This window comes from Gammaproteobacteria bacterium (assembly GCA_021648145.1).
Classification (GTDB): Bacteria; Pseudomonadota; Gammaproteobacteria; order JAADGQ01; family JAADGQ01; genus S141-38.
This window is the reverse complement of record JAKITI010000020.1, coordinates 15,431-33,034: the sequence shown is the minus strand read 5'-3', so window position 1 is coordinate 33,034 and position 17,604 is coordinate 15,431. Positions and strand designations below refer to the sequence as shown.

At 40.7% G+C, this 17,604-nt stretch carries 19 protein-coding genes; 4 read left to right on the top strand and 15 right to left on the bottom strand.

The genetic code is table 11. The features are described 5' to 3' along the window. Nucleotides 1–68 precede the first annotated feature (68 nt). Both L3J70_11480 and L3J70_11475 read right to left on the bottom strand, forming a co-directional pair. The gene (locus L3J70_11480; protein ID MCF6236971.1) at nucleotides 69–761 is read right to left on the bottom strand and encodes a hypothetical protein; all 693 of its coding nucleotides are present in this window, start codon (nucleotides 759–761) and stop codon (nucleotides 69–71) included. A 59-nt stretch (nucleotides 762–820) separates the two neighbouring features. Beyond that, nucleotides 821–2,578 carry a J domain-containing protein gene (locus L3J70_11475; protein ID MCF6236970.1) on the bottom strand — a complete coding sequence of 586 codons (1,758 nt, stop codon included), beginning with the start codon at nucleotides 2,576–2,578 and terminating at the stop codon, nucleotides 821–823. Nucleotides 2,579–2,787: 209 nt separating this feature from the next. On the opposite strand from L3J70_11475, the gene L3J70_11470 reads away from it, so the two are divergent. Then, nucleotides 2,788–3,549, top strand: a complete 762-nt coding sequence (locus L3J70_11470) for an ion transporter (protein ID MCF6236969.1) — start codon at nucleotides 2,788–2,790, stop codon at nucleotides 3,547–3,549. A gap of 105 nt (nucleotides 3,550–3,654) precedes the next feature. On the opposite strand, the gene L3J70_11465 is transcribed toward L3J70_11470, so the two are convergent. The 9 genes from L3J70_11465 to L3J70_11425 form a co-directional block, all read right to left on the bottom strand. Then, the gene (locus tag L3J70_11465; GenBank protein MCF6236968.1) at nucleotides 3,655–3,981 is read right to left on the bottom strand and encodes a YegP family protein; all 327 of its coding nucleotides are present in this window, start codon (nucleotides 3,979–3,981) and stop codon (nucleotides 3,655–3,657) included. A gap of 81 nt (nucleotides 3,982–4,062) precedes the next feature. After that, on the bottom strand, nucleotides 4,063–4,290 hold the full coding sequence (locus tag L3J70_11460; GenBank protein ID MCF6236967.1) for an amphi-Trp domain-containing protein: 228 nt from the start codon (nucleotides 4,288–4,290) through the stop codon (nucleotides 4,063–4,065). Nucleotides 4,291–4,316: 26 nt separating this feature from the next. Then, nucleotides 4,317–5,780, bottom strand: coding sequence for a DUF853 domain-containing protein (locus tag L3J70_11455; GenBank protein MCF6236966.1), 1,464 nt, complete (start codon nucleotides 5,778–5,780; stop codon nucleotides 4,317–4,319). After that, entirely contained in the window at nucleotides 5,780–6,853 is a 1,074-nt protein-coding gene (locus tag L3J70_11450; protein MCF6236965.1) for a spermidine/putrescine ABC transporter substrate-binding protein, read from the bottom strand. The genes L3J70_11455 and L3J70_11450 overlap by 1 nt, the downstream gene beginning before the upstream one ends. Then, nucleotides 6,850–7,923, bottom strand: coding sequence for a cache domain-containing protein (locus L3J70_11445; GenBank protein ID MCF6236964.1), 1,074 nt, complete (start codon nucleotides 7,921–7,923; stop codon nucleotides 6,850–6,852). Before L3J70_11445 ends, L3J70_11450 begins: the two co-directional genes overlap by 4 nt. Beyond that, nucleotides 7,923–9,215, bottom strand: a complete 1,293-nt coding sequence (locus tag L3J70_11440) for a TAXI family TRAP transporter solute-binding subunit (GenBank protein ID MCF6236963.1) — start codon at nucleotides 9,213–9,215, stop codon at nucleotides 7,923–7,925. Before L3J70_11440 ends, L3J70_11445 begins: the two co-directional genes overlap by 1 nt. Before the next feature lie 151 nt (nucleotides 9,216–9,366). Then, nucleotides 9,367–9,579 carry a hypothetical protein gene (locus L3J70_11435; protein ID MCF6236962.1) on the bottom strand — a complete coding sequence of 71 codons (213 nt, stop codon included), beginning with the start codon at nucleotides 9,577–9,579 and terminating at the stop codon, nucleotides 9,367–9,369. A 36-nt stretch (nucleotides 9,580–9,615) separates the two neighbouring features. Beyond that, the gene (locus tag L3J70_11430; protein ID MCF6236961.1) at nucleotides 9,616–10,338 is read right to left on the bottom strand and encodes a DUF4332 domain-containing protein; all 723 of its coding nucleotides are present in this window, start codon (nucleotides 10,336–10,338) and stop codon (nucleotides 9,616–9,618) included. 3 nt (nucleotides 10,339–10,341) lie between these two features. After that, a complete protein-coding gene (locus tag L3J70_11425; GenBank protein ID MCF6236960.1) occupies nucleotides 10,342–11,406 on the bottom strand; it encodes an OmpA family protein in 1,065 nt (354 codons plus the stop codon). A 338-nt stretch (nucleotides 11,407–11,744) separates the two neighbouring features. Between L3J70_11425 and L3J70_11420 the strand changes: the two genes are divergently transcribed. From L3J70_11420 to L3J70_11410, 3 genes are all read left to right on the top strand, one after another. Next, the gene (locus L3J70_11420; protein MCF6236959.1) at nucleotides 11,745–12,167 is read left to right on the top strand and encodes a YidB family protein; all 423 of its coding nucleotides are present in this window, start codon (nucleotides 11,745–11,747) and stop codon (nucleotides 12,165–12,167) included. A 64-nt stretch (nucleotides 12,168–12,231) separates the two neighbouring features. Further along, nucleotides 12,232–12,885: a DUF2959 domain-containing protein gene (locus tag L3J70_11415; protein ID MCF6236958.1), complete on the top strand. Its 654-nt coding sequence runs from the start codon at nucleotides 12,232–12,234 to the stop codon at nucleotides 12,883–12,885. Further along, on the top strand, nucleotides 12,885–13,256 hold the full coding sequence (locus tag L3J70_11410) for a cupin domain-containing protein (GenBank protein MCF6236957.1): 372 nt from the start codon (nucleotides 12,885–12,887) through the stop codon (nucleotides 13,254–13,256). The genes L3J70_11415 and L3J70_11410 overlap by 1 nt, the downstream gene beginning before the upstream one ends. A 23-nt stretch (nucleotides 13,257–13,279) precedes the next feature. Here the strand turns inward: L3J70_11410 and L3J70_11405 are convergent, their stop codons facing one another. The 4 genes from L3J70_11405 to L3J70_11390 all read right to left on the bottom strand — a co-directional run bounded on the left by L3J70_11405 (nucleotide 13,280) and on the right by L3J70_11390 (nucleotide 17,592). Continuing rightward, entirely contained in the window at nucleotides 13,280–14,791 is a 1,512-nt protein-coding gene (locus tag L3J70_11405) for a DUF4080 domain-containing protein (protein ID MCF6236956.1), read from the bottom strand. 108 nt (nucleotides 14,792–14,899) lie between these two features. Beyond that, nucleotides 14,900–16,417, bottom strand: a complete 1,518-nt coding sequence (gene purF, locus L3J70_11400) for an amidophosphoribosyltransferase (protein MCF6236955.1) — start codon at nucleotides 16,415–16,417, stop codon at nucleotides 14,900–14,902. Between the two features lie 52 nt (nucleotides 16,418–16,469). After that, nucleotides 16,470–16,976, bottom strand: coding sequence for a CvpA family protein (locus L3J70_11395; GenBank protein MCF6236954.1), 507 nt, complete (start codon nucleotides 16,974–16,976; stop codon nucleotides 16,470–16,472). 4 nt (nucleotides 16,977–16,980) lie between these two features. Then, a complete protein-coding gene (locus tag L3J70_11390) occupies nucleotides 16,981–17,592 on the bottom strand; it encodes an SPOR domain-containing protein (GenBank protein ID MCF6236953.1) in 612 nt (203 codons plus the stop codon). Nucleotides 17,593–17,604: the final 12 nt, after the last annotated feature.

Here is a 17,604-nt window from a genome sequence, read left to right as displayed (position 1 = left end):
CGTCTTAAATCCTTTTAATCGTTATGAGGTCGTCGTATGAAAAATATGCAACGGCCTCATTAGATTTATTAATGATCAGAAGCGCTGCTTCCGCCAGCCACGGCGGCTAAAAGGGCGGCGGCTCCTGCACCAATCGCAATAATACTGCCCTTTGAAACACTGGAAAGTATTCCCGCACCTTTATAGGGCGAAATCTCTTCTTCCACCACTTCAATCTCTTCAATATTTGTCATCACATCGACAGGCTCTTCAAGAGCGGTTTCCAAAGTCTCTTCATTATCAAAAGCAGGATCTTCAAAGTCTGTATCTTTAGTATCTTCATCCAGAATTGACCCTTCAACCGCCATCTCTTCAGCCGCTTCAAAAATAGGCTCTTCCAAATAGTCTGTTGCTGTCGTGGGTGGAGGTCTGACACCAATAGCAGCAGCAACAAAAGGCCCACTTTTTTTCAAAGAGCCATTATTGTTTTTACAAACGCTCACTTGCTCCATCTTAACCATTGAGTTTTCTGCTAACCGAGCCACGCATCCATCACTGTGTTTGAGCACAGCACCAGAAGCATCCATAGTGACAATTCGATCCCCCGCTTGCAAAGCTTCGCCACGATGAGCAATCGAATACCCTTCCCCTCGATCAACCATCACTGTGCCTTGAATTTCATCAAGTACACCTACGTTATTTGCATGAACCTGAGCCGAAAATACAAAAGGCACCACTATCAGTAAAAACTTCTTGCGCCATAGCCCGTTAATATTTTTCATTATGCTTCCTCTAAACAAGCCTTCTAAATAATAATTTTTTTAGACACTTTCCAATGTCTTTATTCATTGTATTGGTAATATAACCCCGTGATGAGTGGAACGTTATCACGAATCTCCATGTTAAAAGTAATCTCACCCGTATATTCTGTAAATCGACTCTCCCCAAGTGCCTGAACAAACAAAACAAAATTTGCTGATCCTGAGCCACTGTTTTCGTCTAACATAACCCATTGAACATCATCAATCAAAAATTTACGCTTGACTGTTAAGTTAAAAGCATCGGCATAATCGTCCCGAATTCCACTGATGCTGTCACGATCATCTGTTTTGGCATCTTTTGCAAACAGAGCAATAAATTGACCTAAATCACCTACATTATAATAATGAACAAAATCTCGGATGACCGCTGAGATTTTTTCTGCATTAGTCTTTTTAATAGTGTCTGGATCATATATCACACCTTCCTCAGGTTTCGAGTCACTTTTATCTGTTTTAGCTTCAGTCACTATAGTCGTTACAACAGGCTCAGGTCTGGGTTCAGGCTTGAGCTTAGGTTCATTAAAAACCTCTTTTTTGGTCATAGGTTCTGAATTTACAAGTGGTAATTTCATAATATTTTCTGAATGTATCACTTTCTCCCGGGATGTTTCAGCCGGCTCAGTCACTACGACATTAACCTTGGTTTTTTCTTTTATTTTTTCTTTTTCTGTCACTTTCGGTGGCGTTTTTTCAGGTTCTACTTTTTCCACTTTACCTGAATCAAGGATGCCCTCTTTATCGTCATCAACAATATCCTTAACAGCGCTATTTTCAGGTGATCCAACTACTTTTTCAGGCTCCTGAGTCTCTTCTGTTTCAGGCAAAATTATTGCATCCGTCTCGTAAGAAGCATCTGTTTCATGTTTAAAGCTTCCTGAAAAATAGATGACAGCGCCCCCCATTGTAACCAGAAGCAGAGCGCCAAACAGTGAATATTTCCCTATTTGTGATAAAGCACTTTCAGTTTTTGGAGCTTCAGTTTGTTCAGCAAAAATAAGCGATTCTGTATTGGTAGTGACCGGGTCTTCATTAATGACCGTTTCATCCCCATAGGGCTCATACAAATTTTCAGGACTGGCGCTGTCAATTTTTTTGGTCGCAGCCAACCTGTCAACAGCAGGTACTATATTCTCAACAGGGACTTCATCTGTGATTTTTTCCTCTACAACAACCAGCTCATTCTCTTTAGATAGGTAAGCAAGATCAATATTTTCTGCGACAAAAGAGGTGCCTAGACTACTCTTTGCACTCGCTGGGTTTTCTTCTGAATCTCTATCAAGAGCCTTGCGTGATTCACTCCGTTTTTCAACTCCAGAAAACTCGCTTACGACAATGCCGTGACGTTCATTATATTTTTTTCGCTTTTCAGGGATCCGCAATACACTATATGCCCGATTAATTTGCATTGCATATGCGTCATCCCATTGAGCGGCTTTATCTTCTTGATCCAGGCAAAGAATATGAATCAACAGATCGTAATGCTGGCGAATCTGGCCTTGTGTTGAATCCGTATTTAATCCAAGTATGCGATAAAAATTCGCATTTGAATTAAAAAAAACGCGTTCGATATAAAACCCAGAGGCTGCTTTCAGGTCATTAACAGGAGTTCCTTTCAAATCACCTTGCAATTGATCCGTCTCAAGATCTATATTACCTGCAACCAGTTCTAGCAAGAATTCGATTCCTGAAGGCAATGGCGCATCCACATCAACCAGCTCAGGGTAGTGTGAAGGAGAGCGGTAATAATTGAGAACAAGCTCCAATATGTTCTGTTCCAAAGAAGTTAACTCCATTCCACCTCGGGCGCAAACGCCTGTTAATATTAAAAGACCAGATGACTTATTATAATATTACTAACAACCCTTAAGTTGTCAGTTTTTTTTACAAAAATGCATTCTACCTTGACTGAGAACAATTTCAAGTATCACAATAAATAAGTACATCGACAAACCTGAACTTAAAAATTAATATTGAACAATATCAACTCATGCCATTACTAGAAACATTAAAAAATATTGTCGATGAAAATTCGACATTTTCGGGAAAAGCTTTTGACATAGCGATACAGGTTCTTATTGTTCTTTCTCTTGTCACGCTCTCCATTGCATCATTTCCCGACCTCCCCTCATCCACTGAACAGAAACTTCAATGGCTAGAGGTATTTTTTGTTGCTGTGTTCAGTGCTGAATATTTGCTCCGCATTATTACTGCAGATAACAAGCTAAAATATATATTTAGTTTTTTTGGTATTGTCGACCTTTTGGCTATTTTACCATTTTATCTCACGCAAGGGGGTGATTTAATTGCCTTGAGAGCACTCCGGTTGTTATTGCTGTTTAAACTATTCCGTTATAATGCGGCACTACATCGCTACCGTTATGCATTCGTTCTAATGAAAGATGAACTGGTACTATTCAGTGGTTTAATGCTCATTGTGCTTTACATTGCTGCGGCTGGAATCTGGTATTTTGAACATGCTGCACAGCCCGATCATTTTAAATCAATACTTCACAGCCTTTGGTGGGCAATCGTTACATTAACAACTGTAGGTTATGGTGATGTATATCCCGTAACTGTGGGGGGTAAAGTTTTCACTTTTATTCTCTTGATGATCGGATTGGGTATCGTTGCGGTTCCAACAGGGTTACTCGCTTCAGCTTTAGCCACAGCAAGAGCTGAAGATCAAAAAGAAACAACGACCGAAGGCCGCCCATCCAACGACCTTGGTAGTCATAGAGATCAAGAGTAAATCTCAATTATGCACCACTATTCAGCTCACCCCTGAAATCTTCCATTTTTTAACGCAGAAATGGCGGGTTTCAGGGGTTGTTGACATGAGCTGAACAGTTACTAATTATGCTTTATCTATCACTCTTGCTTCAGGTGCTATTTTTTGCATCAAAGCCATGCCTTCATTGGCCGCCGCTTCATTGTAATATTGCAGAGAGTGTGCAACCGGTTGATGGTTTTTAGCTTTTAAAGAAAAGAAATACTTGCCATCCTGACGCTGAGAAATTTTATACTGCTCTGGATTTACAGCATTTGTCTTGATTGATTCGATTCCATTTTGTGCACTGGCTTTACTGGTGTAAATTTCGGAATTAACAAGCACCTGCCCACTATCCGCTTTCAATACAAAGCGAAACCCTTTATCGTCTTTATTAATTTCAAAAACAGCCATAATTCAACTCCTCATTTTTTTTCATCATTATAAAATTAAAATTATTACCTGCAGCAACAGTCACGAACTGCACTCAGATAATTACTTGGCTTGCTTCCATTTAAATTGAAACTCCACTTCTTCACTGCCTCCCTCCCGTTCATGTTCAATACTGAACACTGCTCGGGATGGAACATAGATTCGTTCACCAGCGATCTGAATTTCGAACGGTTGATCGTTCTCCAGGCAATCTGCCAAACGTCGTAATTTTGAAACAATCTCTGAAACAGAGTAGCTTTTTTCAACGTCTCGGTCTCTCTTATTTGTCATTTTTAATCCCCTTTAACGAATCTTTATTAACGCCCACGAAAAATTGAGCCTAAAATTCCACGTACAATTTGTCTTCCAAAACGACTACCAATGGCTCGCGCTGCACTTTTCATAAAGGCTTCTCCTATGCTTTGGCGTTTTCGGCCTTGTTTTTTTGCTGGCACCCGCATCTCTTTTTGGAGCTCTGAAGCTGCTTCTGCGGCTTCAATCTGTTTTTGAGTTCTCTCTTGTAAATGCTCATAAGCAGAGCGGCGATCAATCGTTTTATCATAACGCCCCCCCAGCCAACTACTATCCATTACTGTTTGGCGGGCACTTGTACTGATAGGACCAATTTGTGACATAGGTGGCACGATCAGTGTTTGTTGTACTATAGAGGGCACTCCCTTCTTTTGCAGTACAGAGATTAACGCCTCTCCTACACCCAGCTCACTAATTACTTTTTGTGTATCCAGGTTTGGATTGGCTCTCATTGTTTGTGCCACCGTCCGTACCGCTTTTTGATCACGTGGCGTAAATGCTCGTAACGCATGTTGTACACGATTACCGAGTTGCCCAAGCACTGACTCGGGAATATCCAGTGGGCTCTGTGTAATAAAATAGATTCCTACACCTTTTGAGCGAATGAGCCGGACGACCATTTCAACTTTCTCAACCAATGCTTTGGGCGCTTCTTTGAATAACAGGTGTGCTTCATCAAAAAAGAAGACAAAACGTGGCTTTTCCAGGTCACCCACTTCGGGTAACTCTTCAAATAGCTCCGACAACAACCAGAGTAAAAAAGTTGCGTATAGGCGTGGACTGTGCATCAGTTTATCTGCTGCCAGAATATTAATATAACCCAGGCCTTCATCATTGGTTTTAATCAGGTCACTCAACTCCAGACCAGGCTCTCCAAAGAATTGGTCTGCGCCTTCTTGCTCCAGTACAAGTAAACGACGTTGAATTGCACCGACTGATGCTTTACTGACATTGCCGTAACTTGTGGTAATGCTTTTAGCATTATCGCCTATAAATTTCAGTGTTGAGCGCAGATCTTTTAGATCAAGCAATAACATGCCTTCATCATCTGCAAATTCAAAAATGATATTCAAAACGCCTTCTTGAGTCTCATTAAGGTTCATCAAACGAGCTAGCAGTGTCGGCCCCATCTCTGAAATTGTAGTACGAACAGGGTGCCCCTGTTTGCCAAACAGATCCCAAAATACAACAGGACTTGATGCAAAAGAAAAGTCTTCAATACCTATTTTTGATATACGTTCGTCAATTTTTTTATGTGGCTTTCCAGGCTGGCTGATTCCACTCAAATCCCCTTTAATATCCGATAAAAATACCGGCACCCCCATGCGTGAAAAACCTTCAGCAAGTACCTGTAAGGTAATTGTTTTTCCCGTACCGGTTGCTCCTGCAATCAAGCCATGTCGATTGGCAAAAGCTGGATCAAGAAAAACCTTCTCTTCACCCAACCCCAATAGAATTCCATTATTCATTATTTACTGACCTCACCATTTAATATCTGATTCCAGGCTTCGTTATAAAGTTGACTCACTCGGCTCCCCACATATCTGGCAGATTCACAGCGTGCCAACGTCTCTTGTGATGGGAATATCGCTCTGTTTTTTTGATAGCTTTTAGAAGCCAATTCCAATGCTGCCAAATTAGGTGTCGCATAGGCAATCTCTTCAGCCAGTTCAACCCCTGTTTTAGCATCAAAAATAAAATTTATAAACTGATGTGCTGCCGTTACATGAGGTGCTCGCCTTGGAATACAAAGGTTATCCTGCCACACGAGTGAACCCTCTTTGGGTACGACATAAGCAATATCATCATCCTCTTCCATCACTTGTAAAATATCGCCATTCCACTCCATGACCAGATCCACCTCACCGTCACGCAGCAAATCCTGCCCGTTATCTCCAGCAAAATATTTGATATGTGGTTTTTGCTTGACTAGCAAAGCACCTGCTTTTTTAATCTCGCCTGCATCAGTGGTATTGATGGAGTAGCCTAGGTATTTCAAGGCCATCTGTATCAGTGTGCTTTGCTCATCCAGCACTGCAATACGCCCTGAATATTTATCTGAGTCCAGTAACAGTTTCCAGCTATCAACGGGTCCCTTCACCGCTGATTTTCGATAACCAATTCCTAGTGTTCCCCACATATATGGCAAACTATAGCGACGACCTTTATCAAACTCAGCATCCATAAACTGCGGGTTGATATTGCTAATATTGGGAATCAACGATCGATCCAGTGGTGTTAACAGTTCAGCACGAATTAGACGCATGATGCTATAATCAGAAGCCACTGCAACATCATAACGCGGATTGCTCATTAATAGTTTTGCAACAAAATCAGCCTCGCTGGTAAACACATCCATCGCAACTTCAACCCCACTTCGTTGCGTAAAATCACTTAATGTTGTTTGGCCGATGTAGGTGTCCCAATTCAGGAAACGCAATGGCTTATGAGCTTGTCGCGGCTCTGCCAACAATGCATGAGGCATTGCCAACCCCAACGCCGCTGCTTGTAAAAAATTACGCCTTGAGAGAGCCTTATTCAACGTAGTACCCAACGAAATGAAATGAACAGCAGCACGGAAACCAGCAACATCAATAAAAATACTCCTGCAATACAGTATAAAAATCTCTGCATGACGGGTTGTAACACCTCATCACTATCAATTTCAGCTAATACAGCCCATGTTGTTTTATCAAATTTAAAGCTCCCATAAGCAGAGAACACATCAATATCACGGTAATCCAATGCTTCCAGTGCGCCTGTTTCACCCTTAAATGCTCTTTTTACAGGCTCGGTTTCAACGCGTATTTTCAATACTGATGAGGTTTTATAAAAACGAGATTGACTGCGCATTAAAAAATCTTTGCCTACAATATAAGTCTCTCCCGTTTCGCCCATACCTGTTGTGACCTGCATGATCTTATTGATAGCCTGATTGGGCACTTGAAACACCAAAGCCCCCATCAATTCACCATCAATATCAGAAATCTTCGAGGCAACAAAAAGTGCGGGCTTACCCTGGCTGGGTTCATACGAAGAAAAATCAGAAAATTCAACTGCTTGTTGTTTTTTATTGTTGATAGCCGCTCTGAAAACCTTTCCAAGCGATGTATCTTTCCATCGCCCATCGACTAAATTTGTTGCAAAATCAGGCTCTTTTTCAATACTGTAAATAACATGACCTTTAACATCAATCAGAAAAACATCGTAGTAACCTCGATTTTTTTGAAACTTACTAAAAATAGTGTGGGCTGCACTATGCAAATGGTCGTAATCGGTATCATCTGAAGAGCCATCCAATGATTTATCAATGTATTTTTTTTGTAAATTCAGAGTGGCCTCATCTCCAAGCTTCGCCCAGGCTTCATTCATGGCCTCCAGCAACAAACGAACCTCACCATTACCACTCCAGAAAGTAATCTCTGCGCGTAAAGTATCAAAATAACTTTCAAGCTTTGATTGCCGCAGATCCCTGAAAAGCATCAGATCACTTTTGGTGCTCTCGACCGCTTTAGAGAACATTTTCTGATAAACAACCGCTGAAGTTAAAATAAAAACCAGACAGAAAAGAGTGGGGGCGATACGTTTTTTATGTTTCAATAAAAATTGCATCAGGATTGCTCTTTTTTAAGGGCCGCTTGATTGAATGCAGTCTGCATCTCTTCATCACCAATCACATCATTCACTGCTTGCCAAGTCACCGAAAAATAGTTGAAACCTTCAGTATTGATCTTGCCACTACGAACATCCAGGGTGACACTTTTCAATAGGTGAATTAATTTTGCTCTGGCCGCTGCAATCCGCTGTGGATTATCATCCATGGAGTGCATATTTTCAAAAAGTGCCAATACCTGATCCGTATATTGATCAATACGTATTTTTTGCCGACGTTGCTGCAACTGCATTAATCCCGAAATCAACAGTACAACTAAAGTGATCATTAAGGCGATGGGCTCCGCCTGCTCTTGCAAAAAAGAGGGCTTATCTCGGTCATAATAGCTTTGAGCACCCTCATGAACAGGCATGAAGGTTCCTTGAGTTCGATCAGGCGGGCGAATAAAACCCGCTAGTGGCGCTAATGTCAGTAGCTCTTTGCGTTGTTCAAATAATATTTCCGTCACTTGATGAATCAAATCATTTGAAACATTTTTGTTGGCTATTAATAAACGTTGTACAGCAACTGTTCCAAGATCCTCTTCAGGCAGAGCAGGTTCGCCCTGATAAGAACCCTTTGGAATGACCCCTATATCCAGTGTTGGATTTTTTAGCTTAAGTGCGGCTGCCTGATCAGTCTCAATAATGCGTGAAGGGACTTTCTCTATTAACTCCAAAATAGAAGGGTTACCTGGCCCTCTCACTCTGAATACAGCATCAACCGCATTAGAAATGAAAGCCCAATTTGCAGCGGAAGTGGACATAGACATCGCATCAATATCACCTTCATAAATTCCATAATGATTGGCTAAAAACCAAAAGCTATCGTATTGCCCACTGCTTTTAGACGCAATAGCAATCTGCTTGCCTCTAAGGTCAGAAATACTTTGAATATCCGACTCATAACGTACAACCAGCTGAAATGCATCGGGATAAAGTTGTGCAACTAGACGGGCGGCAGGCAGGGTTTTTGTGTCTGCTTGAATGGTTGCCATCTGCACTTTTCCAGATTCAAGCAACTCCATATTTTGATTTGAACCCTGAGTTTCCAAAACTTCGACAATAAGGTTGGGGTTAAAGCGCTCCGCAATTAAAGCAATCGACTGCGCAATCGTAAAAGATTCGGAGCCTTGGGAACCGGCAGCAATTCGTATTTTTTGGGTTTTGGTTTTGTCAAAATAGGCCCATAAGCCTAATAGGATAACAGTGACAAGAAGAGAGACAATTATTACAGGAAGTAACTTTCTCATAACAACAAAAAATTACCTGAAGGATACAAGTCGATTCGTTGAGTGGGGCACGGTACAAATCATAATTTGGCAATAAAAAAGCTATGGGGATAATGAGGCATGAACCTCTGACCACAAATGAAAATTCATGACCAGAGGTACAAAATTATATTTATTTTTCCATGTCATCAAATGCGTTTTTATCCTCAATATACTGATAAAATTCTTTACGCATATGAGGTTTGTACTCTTCGAATTTAATAAACCCATCAAGTAAAGCAATCATCTTTTCTCTATTGGCTTCACTCTGTTTTTTTTCATACTTTTTAAGTACATAATTAAGCTCATGTGTCTGCTTTGATATCATTTCACTGTCTTTAAACATAATTTATTTCTCCACCGTAGTGTTTTTTAACAAAATTCACGCTAATTCCTTAGCCGCTTTTATCCATCCAGAAACCATCTCTTCTGTCGGATTAATCCGTGTGCGGTGTTCCTTGGCATTCACCTCCTCCATGTTTTTAGTCAATGCATCAATATTTTGTTGGGCAAGACTCTCAACTGACTTAATGCCCGACGCTTCTAGAAGCTCTGCAAATTGACCACGAATACCGGAAACCCTGATCAAGTCAGCCATGCTCACCCACTTTCCAATGACGAATGCTTCAACCTTAACCGTCTGGGCAATCAACTCTCGTTCTTCAGATGTTCCACTGTTTGCAATCAGATCTGCTGTCGTTTTAATCTCTATGCTGCGCAGACGTTTGCCATAACCTTGACCAATTCCTTCTATCTCCTCAATATCATAAGTATCTTTAGGGCCATCAGCATCACCAACGCTCAATGAAGACGCAGATGCTTCAATATCATAGGATTTTTCTTTAAATTGATCACGCTCTTTTGTCAAACTTACTATCTGCGTATTCATATCATTAGCATCACTCTCAAAGCGCAAAAATGATGCTTTAAAGCCTTGATTTTCACTCTCAGCCTGACTGATACGAGCTTTATAACTTCCCACTTCGTCCAGCAGTGTATCCTCTCGTTTTTTACAACACAGTGATTTCAGTATCCACCCGATAATCCCACCAATAATTGCTGCAAGTAACAAACAAAACAGCATTTGAAAAATTAAATAACCCATAAATTAATCTCCAAGAATATTAAATTCAATACGACGATTTTCAGCTCTACCTTCGACTGTTTTGTTATTGGCAATTGACTTCATTTCACCGTATCCGATTGCCACCAGACGATTAGAATTAATGTTTTTTTCCACCAGTCGTTTTACGACTGCCTGCGCACGCATCTCACTTAACTTTTGATTCATCGCACGAGGGCCACTAGAATCAGTATGCCCTGCAATCTCTATTCTGGTATCCGGACATTTCAAAGCAACTTCAGCTAACTTCTCAAGCAAGGTGTCACTCTCACTCTTGATCCTAGCTCTGGACACTTCAAAATAGATTTTTTGATTTGAAAGCAGATTATTAAATAGATTTTGGCAATCAATTGCAGCAACATGAACAACGACAGGTTCAACGTCTTCAAGTTTCACGTTGAAATCAATCAAGGTATATTGATTCGTTAGTGATTGAGATGAACGCTGCTCTAATTGGTCACGCATACTCTCAGAAGCTACATAGCCGGTAATAGAGAGGTCTGTATTATGAAAGTGTGCGGTCATATTAGTATAGTCACTCAAGTGATCAATAGCCGCTCGTTTAATCGAATCACCCCAACCCGCTGGTGCGCCAGCTTCAATTGTCATCTTGTCAATGACATTCGATGCACCCATACGTAATTTTGTGGCTTCAACAATATCGCTGCGTGTTGCCTCATCAGGTACATAACCTTCCAGTAAAACGTTAACACCATCATAAGTAACAACCAAATCATAATTTTTCGGTTCAGCGACGGCGATTGATTCAGATTCAACAGTCAGTTGATTATCTATAGCTCTAACACCCCAAATATTTTTAACAATATCGCCCGCTTGTGAACGCAACGCTTCTGTCGGCGCACTGCCCGTCAAAAGTAACTCGCGACCATCAGCAGAGACATTCGCCCATCCCATCCCTTCAGAAACCAAATCTGCACCAGAGCGTGCCTCCAAATCATCTTCGATAACAGGAGATTTCGTCTTGATACAAAAATAAGCCAATAAAAGAATAGCCAAAAGGCTCAAGATAATAATCATTTTTCTTGGCATGGCACCCTCATAAATTCACACCTCACCATCATCCTTGGTAGTTCTTGATGTAGTTATGTATTTTTTAATATTTCACAAATTTCCTTGTCGGGCGACCATTCTCCACCCATTGCAATCAACGTGTCAAGCTCAAAATCGCCAAACCACACAAAGTAAGTATTTACACCTACTTCCATGTTCTTTATGAAAAAATTTTCTTAATTTTAATGTACGCTTCATTACCAATGGTAATAAAAATCATCCCGAGTTATTATTCCATTACAAGATGTATAGAATCTATCTGTCTTGACTTTTTTCAACGTACATTAACAATCATAAATAAACGTAGGAGAACAACAATGAGTATTGCTAATCTGGCAGCTGAAATATTTATGAAAAAAATAGGGGGGTCTGGTGATTCGGGGAATATAGCCTCTGCTTTGACTGGCCTTTTAGGCGGAAATAACAGTGGTGGTGCTGGTGATCTCGATATCATGGGGCTGGTTTCCAAGCTTCAATCAGGCGATATGTCATCAATGGTCTCTTCATGGCTTGGTGATGGTAGTAATGATAGTATCTCTACAGACCAAGTAACCAATATGCTTGGTGAATCAAAGATCTCTGAATTTGCATCCAAACTCGGCGTAGATCCCAGCACAGCATTGAACGGTCTAAAAGATACCATTCCAGATGTGATTGATCAGTCCAGTAGTGGCGGATCACTGCTGGATAGTATTGGCGGTTTGAGCGGCGCATTAAATATTGCTAAAAAATTATTCTAAATTTAAAAAATAGTATAGGCCTGATTTTTTTCAGGCTCTATACTGCATTGTTCAGGACAACTCTATGAAACCATCTACGCCCCTTCCCTTGCTGTTTATAGTTTGCTTCAGCATTTTACTTACTGGTTGCGCCACGGCTTACTACAAAACGATGGAGAGTGTTGGCATCCATAAGCGTGATATTTTAGTGGATCGGGTTGAAGAGGCGCGTGATGCTCAAACAGAGTCAAAAGAACAATTTGAATCGGCATTAGAACAATTTACCTCTGTATTGAGCTTTGATGGCGGTGAACTGGAAGATAAATATAATCAGCTCAACAAAGAGTACGAGCGAAGTGCTGACCGTGCGGAAGATGTCAGCGAGCGCATTGAAAGCGTTGAAGATGTCGCTGAAGCACTTTTTAAAGAGTGGAAAACGGAAATAGAAGAGTATCAAAGTAATAAGTTGCGCCAATCCAGTGAGCAGAAATTGAAACAGACTCAGCGTCAGTACAAAAAACTGATCAGCGCAATGAAAAAAGCCGAGTCAAAAATTACTCCAGTATTATCAGCACTGCGCGACCAGGTGTTATTTCTCAAGCATAATCTGAATGCTAAGGCGATCGCTTCGCTTCATTCTGAATTAGGAAGCATCAAAAGCGACGTTTCCAAACTTATAAAAGAGATGGAAGCATCAATTAAAGAAGCGGATACGTTCATCAATAAAATGGAAGATTGATGATCAAAACCCACATCACCCATACCTTTGAAATTGAACCCTTTATAACTAAGGACGGCTCTATTATCAGAGAGCTGATGCATCCTGATCATCATGCAAGTGAATATCAAAGCATTGCGGAAGCGACGATTCTAACTGGAAACAAAACATTGCTTCACCAACATCAAAAAACAGAAGAAATTTACTATATAAAAACGGGAACAGGCCGTATGACACTTGGCAGTAAAAAATTCACTGTGGTTCCAAATGATACCATCTGCATCAGCCCTGAAACAGCACATTGCATAGAAAATATTGGCGATGAACCTCTCGTACTATTGTGCTGTTGCACCCCTAGCTACTCTCATGAAGATACAGAGTTACTCATTTGAACAAATCATGACTGTTCTGTGCCCTATGAGCTAATATGTCGTTTTTGTCTAAAAACAGTTCTTGAACTTTTTTTAGACACTTTTTTTCTGCTACTCTTATCAATAAAAGCAGGCGTTCCTTTTAGAGCGCTCTCGCTAAAATCACGCAATAACACATCTGAAACAACCTGTTTATTTAACGAATAACACTCAATTAACCCTTCGTATAACAGTTTAAACAAACGAGGCAATGCAAGCTTATGTGTCTGCCCAGTTGTTTCGAACAACCAGTCACTGAGCAGCATAAAACGCTCAAAGGGTTGATCTTCTAATATAAGCGGTAAGGCATTCTTGAAGCGCCCACTATTTGCAATTAAATCCCAGTAGCGCGCAAAACGCACTAATCGTTGCATCGTAAAAAAATCAATTAGACTTGTACTTAATATCTGATACGGTGGATAAGGTGCATATTTCATTTCATACATATCAGTATGCCGAACCAGTGGCGTTCCACGCAGTCGTTTTAAGATTCCAACCTGAATTTCATGTGGCTTGCAAGCAACTAACTGATTAAAACCAAGCGCAATACTTTCAATATTTTCACCCGGCAAACCCAGAATCAAATCTGTGTGTAAATGTGCTTGAGTTTCATTGCGTAACCAACGAATATTTGCCTTGCTTTTTTCAGTATCTTGCCTGCGACTAATTAAGCTTTGTATTTCAGTATTAAATGTTTGAATACCAATTTCAAACTGTAATGACCCTTCTGGGAATTTTTGAATCACCGCATTCAATTTTTCAGGTAAATGATCAGGAATAACTTCAAAGTGTAAAAACAGATCATCATCTAATCGCTCAAGAAAGAACTCCAGAATTTTTATACTGCTGTCAATTTTCAGGTTAAACGTCCGATCAACAAATTTAAAACGTCGTGCACCTCGCTCATATAGCCTACTCATGGCCATTTGAAATGGGTCAATTTCAAATGGCCATGCCGTTTTATCGAGTGCAGACAGGCAAAATTCACACTTAAAAGGGCATCCCCGAGAGGCCTCAACGTAAAGGATGCGATGCTCAATATCTTCATCCGTGTACAAGTCATAGGGCATCACAATCTCGGAAAGGGGAACTCTATTGGGTGGAATCACCTTTGTCGGTGGAAAATCCTCCTTCATAAGTTGCTGACATAACTGCCTAAAACTCACCTCCCCCGCACCACGCACAACATAGTCAACCAAGTTGACTATGGGCTGTGAATCCCATTCATAGCTGACTTCAGGGCCACCGAGCACAATAGTAATATCAGGGCGCACTTCTTTTAATAATGCGACAACCTGAGTCGTCTGCTCAACATTCCAGATATACACACCCAGCCCGATAATACGCGGCTGATGCATTAAAAGCTGCTCAACTATATCAATAGAACGAGCTGTTACAATAAACTCAACAATGTGAGCTTCTGATTGCAATTCACCCAAATTCGCTTTCAGGTAGCGCAATCCTAGCGCTGAATGGATATAACGTGCATTAAGTGTGGAAAGGATGATTGATGACATTAATAAATTAGCGTTAGTAACTAAAAAAATAATATAGCTGTTACTTAAAAGGCAGTAAATACTAATATTTACTACCTTTTCACAACAACTTATAGGTAAGTTATTTTCTTACGTATTATCGTTATACAACCCTATTTCACTTGACTCTTCAGAATCAATACAATTTTTTGTAAAATCATTCCGACGCAGCTCTAAATTTTCCAGGTATTCTGGCGTAATATCTCCAGTCACATACTCACCTGTAAAACAAGAGGTATCAAAGCCTTTCACTGCAGTTGTTTCACGTAAAACTGATTGCACCAAACCATCAAGATCCTGATAGACAACCCAATCAGCACCAATTTCAGTCGCAACTTCCTCATCGGTACGATTATAAGCAATCAACTCTTCAACCGCCGGCATATCAATGCCATAAACATTGGGATAGCGAACTGCTGGAGCTGCGGAAGCAAAATAAACTTTTTTAGCCCCTGCCTCCCGAGCCATTTTTATAATCTGGCTGGATGTGGTTCCTCGAACAATAGAGTCATCAACAAGCAGTACATTTTTACCATTAAATTCCAGATCAATCGCATTCAGCTTTTGTCTTACAGATTTTTTACGCTCTTGCTGCCCAGGCATGATAAACGTACGGCCAATGTAGCGGTTTTTTATAAAGCCTTCTCGATATTTGACACCGAGATTGTAAGCAAGAGGCAGCGCTGAAGTTCGACTGGTATCAGGAATGGGAATGACCACATCAATATCATGCTCTGGATATTCACGAAGAATTTTTTCAGCCAACTGCTCGCCCATACGTAAACGTGCTTTATAAACTGAAATATCATCAATAATAGAGTCCGGACGTGCCAGATAAACAAACTCAAAAATACAAGGGGAATAAGTAGGCGCATCAATACATTGATGCGTAAAAAGCTCACCATCAGAGCGAATAAAAATAGCCTCACCGGGTGCTATATCACGTATCAGCTCAAACCCCAAAGCATCCAGAGCGACACTTTCAGAGGAGACCATATATTCTGGGCCAGACTCTGTTTCACGCTTTCCAAACACAACTGGGCGAATACCATAAGGATCACGAAACGCAACCATGCCATAACCCGTAATCATAGCAACTGCAGCATATCCCCCACGGCAACGCCGATGTACTCCTGCAATAGCCTCAAAAATATCATGCTCATCAATGCGTAACTTTCTTGCTTTATGTAATTCATGTGCAAAGACATTTAATAGCACTTCTGAATCAGACTCCGTATTAATATGCCGTAAGTCTTCACGAAACAGCTCGTCTTTCAAATGCTCTGCATTAGTTAAGTTCCCATTATGAGCCAATGCAATCCCATAAGGAGAGTTGACATAAAAGGGCTGAGCTTCAGCCGTTGATGAGCATCCGGCTGTTGGGTAACGCACATGTCCAACTCCCATTTTTCCGGTTAATCCTCTCATGTGTCGTGTTTTAAATACATCACGCACCAGACCGTTTGCTTTACGCAAATGAAACTTGCCCTTATCACAGGTGACTATACCCGCAGCATCTTGTCCTCGATGCTGAATCACTGTTAAGGCATCATAAATCGCCTGATTGACATTACCATTACTACCCACTATGCCAATGATGCCACACATCAAAATTTCTCCAATTTTATAAAAATTAACCCAGATACTTCATGAGTTTGGATTAAAACTTCTGTTTTAACTGTTCAAAATAATCATCAGGAATTTCAACTGATGCATAATCAACCATAGCTGATGCTAACGGCTTAAAATACTGTAATAACTCAGACTCGACCCACCAGGATGTTTCAGGCATAGCAGTCATTCCCAGCAAAATCACAAGCACGGTCACGATCAGCATGCCTCGTATCGTACCGAATAAAACACCGATCAAACGATCCAGTCCACTCAACCCTGCAGAGTGGATAAACTTTCCAATCTGGTGATTAACCAATGTCGATATAATTAAAACACTAATAAAAAGAAGAAAGAAAGTCACTCCAACTCGTAATGAGGGCGTGTCAATCGCACCTTCAAATACCACAGAGGCTTTATCTGCGAACTCTAAAGAGACCCATACCGCAACAATCCACCCCGCAAGTGACATGCCTTCACGCACAAAACCACGAATGATACTTATGATTGCAGAAATAACGATAATTCCGATAATGATATAATCCGGCCAACTCATCGCATTACTCTCCAGTTGTTACCACACTTGTACCTGCACGATGTTTAACGACCACACCTTTCATTCGAAACTCATCCATTAAATTAACCTGCAAATTATTAGAAGTCTTTTTGGATAGTTCAGGCCCGACTTTTACTCTGAATCTTTTACCTGTCGTCGTATCGATCCGTTCTATAAATGCACGATAACCCGATTTCTGCAATTTATTACGTAACGCTAACGCATTTTTTTTACTGGAAAAACTCGCAAGCTGTACAACCCATGCATTAGGTTTTTTTACTGATTTTTTGACTTCCTTAACAGCCTTGGAAGTTTCTGGTTGAAACTCAACAGGCAAGGAATCAAGCTGTTTTTGGCTTTCAACGACTTGAGTGGGATTAGAAATATCAGGTGCTTTAATGAGTTTTGAGGTGTCATCATCAAGGATCACCGATTGTTGAGGTTCATCCAGTGACAGCCGCTTTATAATAAAGCCATCAGGTTTTTCAGGAATTGGGCTCACAATCGTGCCCGATTGATTACTTTGTGATATATCAAGCAAAATCGGAACGACAATAGCGGTTAGCGCACCCAGCACAAGTAAACCAACAGTTCGTTGTTTTAGTTTTTTTGACACAACAATCTACAA

Coding starts and splice junctions, on each gene's coding strand:
- L3J70_11465 (MCF6236968.1), bottom strand. CDS start 3,981: ATGGCTGTTTTTGAAATTAATAAAGACGATAAAGGGTTTCGCTTTGTA.
- purF (MCF6236955.1), bottom strand. CDS start 16,417: ATGTGTGGCATCATTGGCATAGTGGGTAGTAATGGTAATGTCAATCAG.
- L3J70_11395 (MCF6236954.1), bottom strand. CDS start 16,976: ATGAGTTGGCCGGATTATATCATTATCGGAATTATCGTTATTTCTGCA.
- L3J70_11435 (MCF6236962.1), bottom strand. CDS start 9,579: ATGTTTAAAGACAGTGAAATGATATCAAAGCAGACACATGAGCTTAAT.
- L3J70_11470 (MCF6236969.1), top strand. CDS start 2,788: ATGCCATTACTAGAAACATTAAAAAATATTGTCGATGAAAATTCGACA.
- L3J70_11420 (MCF6236959.1), top strand. CDS start 11,745: ATGAGTATTGCTAATCTGGCAGCTGAAATATTTATGAAAAAAATAGGG.
- L3J70_11425 (MCF6236960.1), bottom strand. CDS start 11,406: ATGCCAAGAAAAATGATTATTATCTTGAGCCTTTTGGCTATTCTTTTA.
- L3J70_11405 (MCF6236956.1), bottom strand. CDS start 14,791: ATGTCATCAATCATCCTTTCCACACTTAATGCACGTTATATCCATTCA.
- L3J70_11480 (MCF6236971.1), bottom strand. CDS start 761: ATGAAAAATATTAACGGGCTATGGCGCAAGAAGTTTTTACTGATAGTG.
- L3J70_11460 (MCF6236967.1), bottom strand. CDS start 4,290: ATGACAAATAAGAGAGACCGAGACGTTGAAAAAAGCTACTCTGTTTCA.
- L3J70_11455 (MCF6236966.1), bottom strand. CDS start 5,780: ATGAATAATGGAATTCTATTGGGGTTGGGTGAAGAGAAGGTTTTTCTT.
- L3J70_11430 (MCF6236961.1), bottom strand. CDS start 10,338: ATGGGTTATTTAATTTTTCAAATGCTGTTTTGTTTGTTACTTGCAGCA.
- L3J70_11415 (MCF6236958.1), top strand. CDS start 12,232: ATGAAACCATCTACGCCCCTTCCCTTGCTGTTTATAGTTTGCTTCAGC.
- L3J70_11410 (MCF6236957.1), top strand. CDS start 12,885: ATGATCAAAACCCACATCACCCATACCTTTGAAATTGAACCCTTTATA.
- L3J70_11445 (MCF6236964.1), bottom strand. CDS start 7,923: ATGCAATTTTTATTGAAACATAAAAAACGTATCGCCCCCACTCTTTTC.
- L3J70_11440 (MCF6236963.1), bottom strand. CDS start 9,215: ATGAGAAAGTTACTTCCTGTAATAATTGTCTCTCTTCTTGTCACTGTT.